General features: G+C 65.1%; 7 protein-coding genes and 1 pseudogene. All 8 read right to left on the reverse strand.

The genetic code is table 11. The features are described from left to right. Positions 1 to 219 precede the first annotated feature (219 nt). Positions 220 to 924: pseudogene (locus G481_RS27030) on the reverse strand (DUF6339 family protein); the annotation flags it as partial. After that, positions 921 to 1,829 carry a hypothetical protein gene (locus G481_RS0110230; RefSeq protein WP_028029942.1) on the reverse strand — a complete coding sequence of 303 codons (909 nt, stop codon included), beginning with the start codon at positions 1,827 to 1,829 and terminating at the stop codon, positions 921 to 923. The gene G481_RS0110230 and the pseudogene G481_RS27030, both read right to left, overlap by 4 nt. Continuing rightward, entirely contained in the window at positions 1,826 to 3,679 is a 1,854-nt protein-coding gene (locus G481_RS0110235; protein ID WP_028029943.1) for a hypothetical protein, read from the reverse strand. The genes G481_RS0110230 and G481_RS0110235 overlap by 4 nt, the downstream gene beginning before the upstream one ends. After that, complete coding sequence (locus tag G481_RS0110240; protein WP_028029944.1) at positions 3,676 to 4,689, reverse strand: PD-(D/E)XK motif protein; 1,014 nt, start codon at positions 4,687 to 4,689, stop codon at positions 3,676 to 3,678. Before G481_RS0110240 ends, G481_RS0110235 begins: the two co-directional genes overlap by 4 nt. Continuing rightward, a complete protein-coding gene (locus G481_RS0110245; protein WP_211235195.1) occupies positions 4,682 to 7,291 on the reverse strand; it encodes a Z1 domain-containing protein in 2,610 nt (869 codons plus the stop codon). The genes G481_RS0110240 and G481_RS0110245 overlap by 8 nt, the downstream gene beginning before the upstream one ends. Positions 7,292 to 7,427: 136 nt before the next feature. Then, complete coding sequence (locus G481_RS0110250; RefSeq protein WP_028029946.1) at positions 7,428 to 7,808, reverse strand: hypothetical protein; 381 nt, start codon at positions 7,806 to 7,808, stop codon at positions 7,428 to 7,430. Next, a complete protein-coding gene (locus G481_RS0110255; protein ID WP_028029947.1) occupies positions 7,805 to 9,130 on the reverse strand; it encodes a recombinase family protein in 1,326 nt (441 codons plus the stop codon). Before G481_RS0110255 ends, G481_RS0110250 begins: the two co-directional genes overlap by 4 nt. Further along, on the reverse strand, positions 9,127 to 9,349 hold a 223-nt coding region (locus tag G481_RS0110260; RefSeq protein WP_028029948.1), incomplete at its 5' end, for a DUF2924 domain-containing protein. The genes G481_RS0110255 and G481_RS0110260, both read right to left, overlap by 4 nt.

Genomic DNA, 9,349 nt, shown 5'->3' on the forward strand with positions numbered 1-9,349 from the left:
CGGTGAAAGCCAACCGCGCTTCCCGGATTCCTGCCTCACTTTCCGGGCAGCATCCGCCATGCTCGACCCCGACATCGAGAGCTCGGCCTCAAGTACCTCAACCTGTTTGCCGTCTTCCGATCGCCTGCCAGGTGCGGCGTCGGGGCTGTCCAGGATCCCCGACGTTCCGCCTCGAGTGGGGGCGGACTGATCGGGCACGCCGAAAACCCCGTCGAGGAAACTGGCGAGATCGCCCCGCGGCAGGTCCGCAAGGGACCTGATCTCGTTGCGGACCCGGATGCGGAGGATCGCGCGACGCATGATGTCCTCCATGGCCCCCTTGCCATGATGGCGCGCAGCGCGGAGCCATGCCTCTGCGACGGCAAGGGCAAGAACGTGATCGCCCCCGATGCTCGGTCGCTCGGTAATCTGCACGAGGGCATCCTCGGTCAGCGCCTCCAGTAATCTCCAACGCTCGGCATGCCCCGGCCCCCGATCGAGTGCACGGCCACGCATCCAGAGCCTTTGGAAGGTATTGCGCACACCTCCGGCGTAGCGCTCTGTCGAGCTGCCGAAGCGCCAGTGGGTGATGTCCGGGGCAATGACAGCGGCAACAAACGCCCAGACATCATCCCGAAGCGCCTCGCCGGTAGTGAAGAGGTCGGATCGAGCAAGCCAGGCTGCGGTCTCGGCATCGAAGCCGGCATGGGACTGCCGGGCACCTTGCTGTCCAAACCCATGTTTCCGGGCAATTGCGACGAGATCCTGCCGCACGGTTGCGAGGGACGCTGGAGGGACGGGTGCGCCTCCGGTCGCGGCAAAGCGCACCTGATCGGGAAGGGCATCGGGGCGAAAGCCGGCCCATGCCGACGGGCCATGCTCGAGGAACCTGCGAACGATGACATCGCAGGCCGGACCGGGCAGTCTTGGAAGCAGAAACGTCATTCCGGAACTCCCGGCTCGGCGAGCGCAAGCATCGTGGAGCGGAAGACGCCCGGACGGCCTTCAAGGACAGAACGGATGAAGGAAGCGTCCTTGCCGGGCCACGCCTTGCGCAGCCACGTTGCGGCCTGGGCGCCGAGTGACCCGGGCTCTGCCGCATCCATCATCGTTTCGGCTTCGGGGTCGGCAAGAAAACGCTCGCAGATCTGACTCATGACATCGCCAAGCAGGAACTGGATCGTGGCCGGGTCCTCGTCCTCGATCCGCTGAAGGGTCTCGCTGGACTTCGCGTTAAGGTAAAGGCGAACCGCTCCGTGGAAGTCTCGCGTCCAGTCCCCAGGCGACCAGTGCAGGTGCCACGGCGCAGCACCCGCAATTCCGCCACCGAGCATCTGCGCGAGGTCCACCGTCTCGATGGGGAAGCGCGGCTCCTCGCCCTCGAGCCTGACCCGAATAGTCTCCGACCAGAGCCGGTCACCGGGATGGTCGGGTGACAGCGCCGAAGCCTCTGTGGGGGCATTCGCCAACAGGAACTCCGTCTGCAGATCGAGGATCATCGAAAGCCGGCGCCCCTCGATGGTCTGATCGAACTCCCAGGACGTGTCGCCCGGTCGGAGGTCCCGGTGCGTGCGGGAGAGGATCAGGCGTGGCAGCCTGCCCTGACCCGTCCCGATCCTAACCGAGGCGGCAAAGGCGAGCTGATCGACGGGAATGCCGAGATCGGACGCTGCCTGGTCGAAGTTCAGGCGAATCGTCCTGCGAACTCGGATGTCGGTCGCGCTGTCCCAGTGAGGAAGGAACTCGCCCGACGCGGACCATTCGACACCGTCCAGCGAAATCTCCCATGCCGACGCTTCCACGGCGGCCTCGGAAAGCGTGAGGAACGGAAACGCGACCCGGCGGTTCATGAGGCGGCCTCTGGTATGACATCCGCATCCGCCGTAACCGCGCAGTCATCCGGCACACGGACACGGATCTCGAACCATCCCTCCCGGCCGCTGAGATCGAGCGTGTTGCCGGTGGTTTCCGCCTCTCCGGCCAGCCACCTGACGGACAGGACGTCGGGCCTGCCGACGGCGTCGTCGGCCGATCCGAGCGTAGCCCCTTCCACGGCGACAGAAGCCGAGGCAATCAGCTTCGCGCCGCTTCGCCGCGTGTCCTGCGTTACCTCCGTCAGGAAGACGGCAATTCGCCCGGCATCGCCCGCCTCGAGACGCTGGAAGACGGGACGACTTGCCCGTGCCCTCGATGGACGCCCACCGCCGGAACCTCCGGAACCTCGCCGCCGACCGGCACCGTCGCCCCCGACGTTTTCGAGCACAGCCCCGAGACGCCCGGCAAGGCGGGCGAGCGGCGGGCCGGATCCGTCCCCCGGCCTTCGCGAGATCGGCTCCATGCCCATCTCGGAAGCGATTTCCTTCAGGCGCTTCAGCGCTATGTTGACGTAGCGCTTCTCGTTCCCTTTCGGCAGGTTGTCGGGAACCCAGTCGTCGTGGGCAGGCGGTTCGGAATCCGCGAAGGCCTGCTCTACCTCATCCTCGTCGCTGGCGATGAATACGCCTGCCCATTCAAGCCGCGCGTCGGGGAGCGGATTGCCCTCGAGATACTTCACGACCAGCTCGACGGGGCGCATCAGTGCAACGTGGTGCATCTGCTCGGGGAAAAGCCGGGCGTCCTCATCTGCAGTCAAGTGACGCCTGAGCGACCGCAGGCCCTTCTCGATCGCGAGCGTCCCGAGGAACTTCTGTGGCCTCTGGGACTCGATCTGCCGAACATCGTTCCCCTTGCGGGCCCGCGCCGCGCTCATCGCCTTGCACAAAAGATCGAACGGGGCGAATTCTTCAGGCGTCGGAACGGGCAGTTCCCGATCCTCCACCATCACCCTGCAAGCAAACCGGTGCTTAGCGGGGGCGTCGCGCATCATCCGCGGCCAGAAGTTCCAAAGCAGTGTCTCGATGATCCGGTTTCCGGTTGCCGTCAGATCGCCCTCGTCGGTCTGGAAGCCGAGGATCATGATCGATGTCCCCGATCGGCCGGGTCCGCGTGCCGGCAGACCGATATGGCCGGCAAGTGCTGAGGCGGCAGCACCCGTTGCCGGATCGGCGATCCCGTCGGCTGGATCCCTGACGCCCCACCAGTGACGGCCTGTGAAGCGCCTCCTCATCCCGTTCTCCGGCTTTTCGAAGGAGCGGCCGACATGGCATGCCATCAGGCGCCGCCCCTCCGGACCGGCTCCGTCGGGCAGCGTATCGACGATGATCGTGCTGCACGCGCTGGCGCGATACAGGGCGACCTTGCCGAAGCCGTAGGTGCCGCCCCCCTGTTCGGTGTCCCGAGCTGTGCCGATATTGCGAAGGAAGTCGATGAAGTTGGTCTGTTCGATTCCCACCGGGATCCGGTCTGATCGTGTCGGGCCGCCAAGGCCCACAGTGCCGAAGTCGCAGATCTCGAGTACGACCGCACTTTCGGCCTCGAGGAAGCCCGAGATCGTGGCGGACGAACGCGGCTCCTCCGGAATCTCGGCAAGGACGACGCTCCGAAGGATGTCGTGCTGGGTTTCCGAGAGAGTCCGCAGCCTGATCAGGATCTCGGGCCCGACGCCCGGTCGCGCGGCGTCGGCAATGTTCTGGACAGATTCCCGGATGACCGTCTGCAACGGATCGAGTGTTGGTGCACCGAGCAGACGGCGGAAGTTCTCGCCGATGTTTCCGGTCGAACCGTAAGGCTCGGAATGGAGCTCAAGCGGGCTCAAGGTCATCCGGACAATTCCTGAAGGAGTGAGGCGAATTCAGCCGGCGGGCATTCTGCGTCAGAGGCATGCCCGAGATCGATCCTGTAGGTCGCATCGACGATACCTGCAGGGATCATCCCTCCGACAAAGCTCGAAGGCACGATCCGGGGAAGACATGGGCCGACACGATAGAGGCGTTCTGCCTCCGCCCTGAATGCGAAACGGTTCCATGCGGCGTCATGCACGTCCGTGCAGCCGACTGCAGCGAGCAGCGCCCGCAGTCCCGCGGGGTCGTCGGCGCGCAGCAAGGCCCTGTCTCCGAGCGAAGCCACTGTGAGAAGGCCGCCCTCGACCGCCTCGAGGACCAGATGCGCAAGGTGCAACGATCCGCCCGCAGGCGGTTCCAACTGATCGATGCCGTTGATAGTGACCTCGCGGGCCCCTGCGCCGAGCGATGCCTTGACCTCCAGCGAGACGTCTCTGGCCCGGAAGTCGTGCCGGTCTCCGGCCGGCCCGCGCCAGCAGCGCCAGGCCGACGGCGAGATGTCAAGGAGCCGGTTCAACACGACCAGCTCGGCCACGAGGCCGACAACCCGCGATCTGTCCATCTCTCTCCCTGCTGGCGGGACGAGAAGTTCGCGGAAGTCATCGAGCGCACCTGCCACTGCCGCGACCCCGTCCTTCCGGTCGGCCAGACGGCGGACGATGTCATCCACGACCTCGCCGAATACGGCTTCGAGATCCGGCGACATGCAGATGACATCGAGAAACCGGATCGCGCGTTGCCCATGCGTGAGAGTCGTCAAGCCGATCTTCAAGGCACTGCCCGTCTCGAGAGCACCGATCTTCTCGCCCGTCACAAGCGGCACCAGCAGCCGCGCTTCCCCGCCGGAACCGATGGCCAGCCGGATCGGCCCCGCCTTCGTCGTTGCGCCAAGAGGCCGCGAGGGGATGCCGAGACCATCTCCGTCGATGTGGCCTGCCCGAAGGACGTTCCAGCGTCCCTGCGGCGGGCTTTCCTGTTCGCTTTCAGACACCTGCCGCCTCCGTCTGCGCGGCCTCCTCTTCCTCGATCGCGGCGAGTTCCTCGGCCGACAGCGGCTGCAGCTCCACCGAGACGAAGTTCCCGCCCTCCGTGACCGATCCGGGGAAGACGATCCCGATGCCGAGCACGTCATGCACGGCATCGAGCGGCACTCTCGCCTTGCTCTCGCGCTCGGGGCGCGAGTCCCGCGCGATGGGATAGAGCAGGAGAAGCGGAACCTGTCCCACCGAGTCCAGCCTCGCCGCCTTCAGTTCCTCCCAGCTTCCGTTGCCTCCGACAGTGTTGCCGCAGTCGAAAACCACATCGCGTCTCGACATGAGCGCCTTGATGTCCGCGATCCCGCTCGTGTCCTTCAACCTTGCGCGGTTGACCGTCCTGACGGAACCGATCGTGCCGAGAGGAGCATCGGAATGGCGACCGCGGCCGGACTCGACGATACCGATGTTCCATGATGAAAGGCGCGGATCCGGCCCGTCGATGAACGGGACCAGCATGGCCGGCAGCAGGTCCGCCTGGGAGGACTCGACGGAATAGGCCTCGAGGAATCTGCGGACCGACGACCTCGGCACGTTGCGCCAGAGCTTGCGCTCCCCTGCGTCCCGATCGCGCAGGCCAAGCGCCTCGATACGGCTGACAAGTTCGCTGCCTGCTGCCCAGTTCCTTTCGAGCAGTCCAGCGTCAGTGTGAGCGAAACGGAACGTCTGGCGATGGGTTCCCCAGTAGCTGACAGCACAGCGCCTCGCGGCGCGCATCTTGTTTGCCGCAGTAATCGCCATGCCGGGAATTGCCCTGATCCGGACCGCCAGGTCCATCGGCGTGAGGTCGCGGAGCCGATACTGCTCGATGTCCTCCCTGATTTCCTGTTCGACGGAGGCAAGCGCCCTGAATCGCAGCTTGAGATCGCTCGGCATCCAGATCCGCGGAAGATCCTCGTAGCCGGGCCGGTAGCCGAACCAGCGTCCCATCTGGAGTAGCGTGTCGTACTGGTTTGCCGTTCGCAGGAAATAACTGACCATCAGGCCTTCGAGGGTCAGGCCCCGAGCGAGGATGGAGCCGCCGACCACGATGTAGGTCTTTGGCCCGCCGGAATAATCGATCCTGTCGTCGCTTGCGCCGTTCTCGACCGGGAACTCGATGCTTTGGAGCACTTCCGGCAGATACCGGAAGACATCTTCCAGTGTGACCGGCTTCGCATCAGTCAGGTCGTCCGGCAGTCGTCCCTGCTCCTCGTCCCAGACCCGACCGAGCCGGGATCCTATGTCGGATGCCGGATCGACAAGATCCTTGCGGTGCACGTCGACCCAGCCCTCGATCAGCGCCGCAACCACCTCGTGCGCACGAACGTAGGCCGATGTGTGCACCAGCATCGTCATGTGCTGGTCCCCATGTCCACGGGCGCGCCGCGCGGCGCAGCATGCGAGGAAGTAGAGGATGGCGGCCTCGAGACTCGGCGTCATGGCAGGCTGGAAGGCGTCACGCTCCTTCCTGCTGCGCGGCTGCAGCCCCGCCTCGTCCTCATCCGGCACGTCGCGGATCATGTCGAGCCCTTCCTCGTCGGGCCGCACGTCCTCTGGGTCGACCGGCGTCTTCCCGAACAGACGCTCGGTGCCGAAGTACCGATCTGGTTTCGGCAGAGCCGTGATGAAGTCCCGTGGATAGAGATCGTCGAGCTCCTGGCCGTCGACACGGTAGGGGTTGATCAGCACATTCGCGAAGGGAGTGGCAGTGTAGCCGACATAGGTAACAGCCGGGAGAAGTCCGAGAAGTTCGCGGATGCGCTGGTTGATGGCCGTCATGTCGAGCTCGCCCCGCGCCGAGTTCACGCTTGCCTGGTCGCATTCGTCGTCGATGACCAGGACCCGGAGCTGCTGCAACACAGCCGGCAATGTCTCCCTGATGGCCTTGCGCAGTTCTCCAAGGGGCGAGACGTTCTTCTTGATGACGGCCAGCTGCGCCTTGTCGGAATGGGAGAGGAAACCGCCCTGAGGCGGAGCCCGGAAATCCCTGTCCACCTCGTTCGACGTGAGCACCTGCCAGTTTAGGGGATTGCGCCGCACGAGGTCGGAATACAATCTGAGCTGGGTCTGATGGCGCAGCTTGTTCGTCAGACCGGCGAGGACGATCACTGTGTCGTAACCTGCATCGAGTGCCTTGGCGATGACGGCCGTCATGTTGGCCGTCTTGCCCGACTGGACGTGGCCGACGACCAGTCCGCGACAGGAGAACTGGCTCCTCGCCGGATCCCGCGGGTTCTCAAGAAGTGAGACCACTTCGTTCGATGCGTCATCAATGCCGCGCACGTCGTCCTCGTGCCACTTCTTCTCGTTAAGAAGGAAGGACTTCACGGCAGGCCAGTGCAGGTCCGACGGTCTCGGGCCGAAGTACCATTCCGGCCGTTTCCTGATCACCGAGTGGCTGTGGAGTATCTCGATCTGTTCGAACTCGCGGGCAACGATGGCGGCGGCTTCGTCGATCTCGCCGGACAGATTAGCTGCAAGCCCGGGGGAGAGGAGGTCGAGTTCGGCGCGAACGGCAGCAACCGCGCTTTCGAGATTGCCATGCCGTGGCAGCGCCTGGCGGATACGTTCAACCAATCCATCAACTTGAGGCCCCGGCACAACGCCCTCCCGACTGAAACGCGAGCAATCTCCAGAGAACTGGATCAAGCCCAAGCAATCACGCGATGATTTTAGGATCAAGACGAGGATTGGACGGGCAGTGTCGAGAATGTCAGAAAGACTTCTTCTGCCGCTCCCACTCCTCCGGGAACCCGTACATCAGCCGGGCCAAGATCACGTCCGGCCCTTGCCGCCCTTCCAGAATTGTATCCACGATGTCGGGTGCGAGGAGCGTGAGGCGCAGAACGCGGGTCATGTAGGAGGGCGCGATGCCCTCGTGCTCGGCCAGTTCGGCGATGGTGGTGAACTCGCCCGACTCCAGCATCCGCTTCCAGCGGAACGCGCGGGCCAGCGCCTTGACCAGCGCGTTGTCGGTCCGCCGCGGTTGCGTGGCGCCCTCGGGCATCTGCATTTCCTTCTTCCCGCCGCGTTTCACGATCCTGAATGGGACGTGAAGCGTGACCGTCTCGGGGATCGGAGCCCCGCGGGTCATGCGGCTTCTCCGATCCCGCCGGCCAGCATCTCTCGCGCGAGGCTGCCGAGCCCGTCGACGCGGAGCCGGACGTTCAGCCCGTCCGTGCCGACTTCCACGCGCTCGACCAGCAGCGCCACGATGCGGGCCTGCTCGGCGGGGAAGAGCTCGTCCCACAGCGGGTCGAGTTGCTGGAGCGCCGCGCGGGCGTCTGCTTCGGTGATGTCGCCGCCCTGCGCTTTTGCGGCCTTCCACGTTCCCGCCACGATCTCCGGCTGGCGGAACACGGCGCGCAACCGGTCGATGACGGCGGCCTCGATATCGCCCGCCGGCACCCGGCCGACCGGGCATGACCCGGCGCCATGCTTCAGCACCGTCTGGCTGACATAGTACCGGTAAAGCTTGCCGCCCTTGCGGGTGTGGCTGGGCGAGAACGCCGCGCCGTCCGGGCCGTAGAGCAGCCCTTTCAAGAGCGCCGGCGTCTCGGCGCGGGTGCGGGCAGCTCGCTTCCGGGGGCTCTCCTGCAGGATGGCGTGGACGCGGTTCCATGTCTCGCGGTCGATGATCGCGTCGTGCTCGCCCGGATAGCTCTGCCCCTTGTGCACTGCCTCGCCGATATAGGCGCGGTTGTTCAGCATCCGGTAAAGAAACTTCTTGTCGATCCGGTTGCCGCGGGGCGTGCGTAGCCCGCGCTTTGCGACCTCCCGCGCCAGTTCCGTGCCCGAGCCGATCTCAATGAACCGCGCGAAGATCCAGCAGACGTGCTCCGCGCGTTCCTCGTCGATCACCAGCTTCCGGTTCTCGACCCGGTAACCGTATGGCGGCACCCCGCCCATCCACATGCCCTTCTTCCGACTGGCGGCGACCTTGTCGCGGATGCGCTCGGCCGTGACCTCCCGCTCGAACTGGGCGAACGAGAGGAGGATGTTCAAAGTCAGCCGGCCCATCGACGTGGTGGTGTTGAACGACTGCGTCACGGAGACGAAGGTTACGCCGTTCCGGTCGAACACTTCGACCAGCTTAGCAAAGTCGGCGAGCGAGCGGCTGAGGCGGTCGATCTTGTAGACCACCACCACGTCGACAAGCCCGTCCTCGATGTCCTCCAGCATCCTCTTCAAGCCCGGGCGCTCGAGCGTGCCGCCCGAGATGCCGCCGTCGTCATACTGATCGCGGACCAGCACCCACCCCTCTGAGCGCTGGCTGGCGATGTAGGCTTCGCATGCCTCGCGCTGGGCGTGCAGCGAGTTGAACTCCTGCTCCAGCCCTTCCTCGGAGGATTTCCGAGTGTAGATCGCGCAGCGGAGTTTCCGGACCATTCCTGATTTCGTAGGGGCCTTCGTCATGTCCGCGCCCTCCGATTCTTCAGGCCGAAGAACACCCAGCCATTCCAGCGCGTGCCCGTGATGGCGCGCGCGATAGCGGACAGCGACTTGTACGGCCGCCCCTGCCATTCAAAGCCGTCGGCGGTGACGGTGACGATGTACTCGACACCTTGCCATTCGCGGAGCAGCCGCGTGCCGGTGATGGGGCGCTCACGGTCGAGGCGCGTGCCGCGCTTCTTC

It is taken from the genome of Gemmobacter nectariphilus DSM 15620 (assembly GCF_000429765.1).
GTDB lineage: Bacteria > Pseudomonadota > Alphaproteobacteria > Rhodobacterales > Rhodobacteraceae > Wagnerdoeblera > Wagnerdoeblera nectariphila.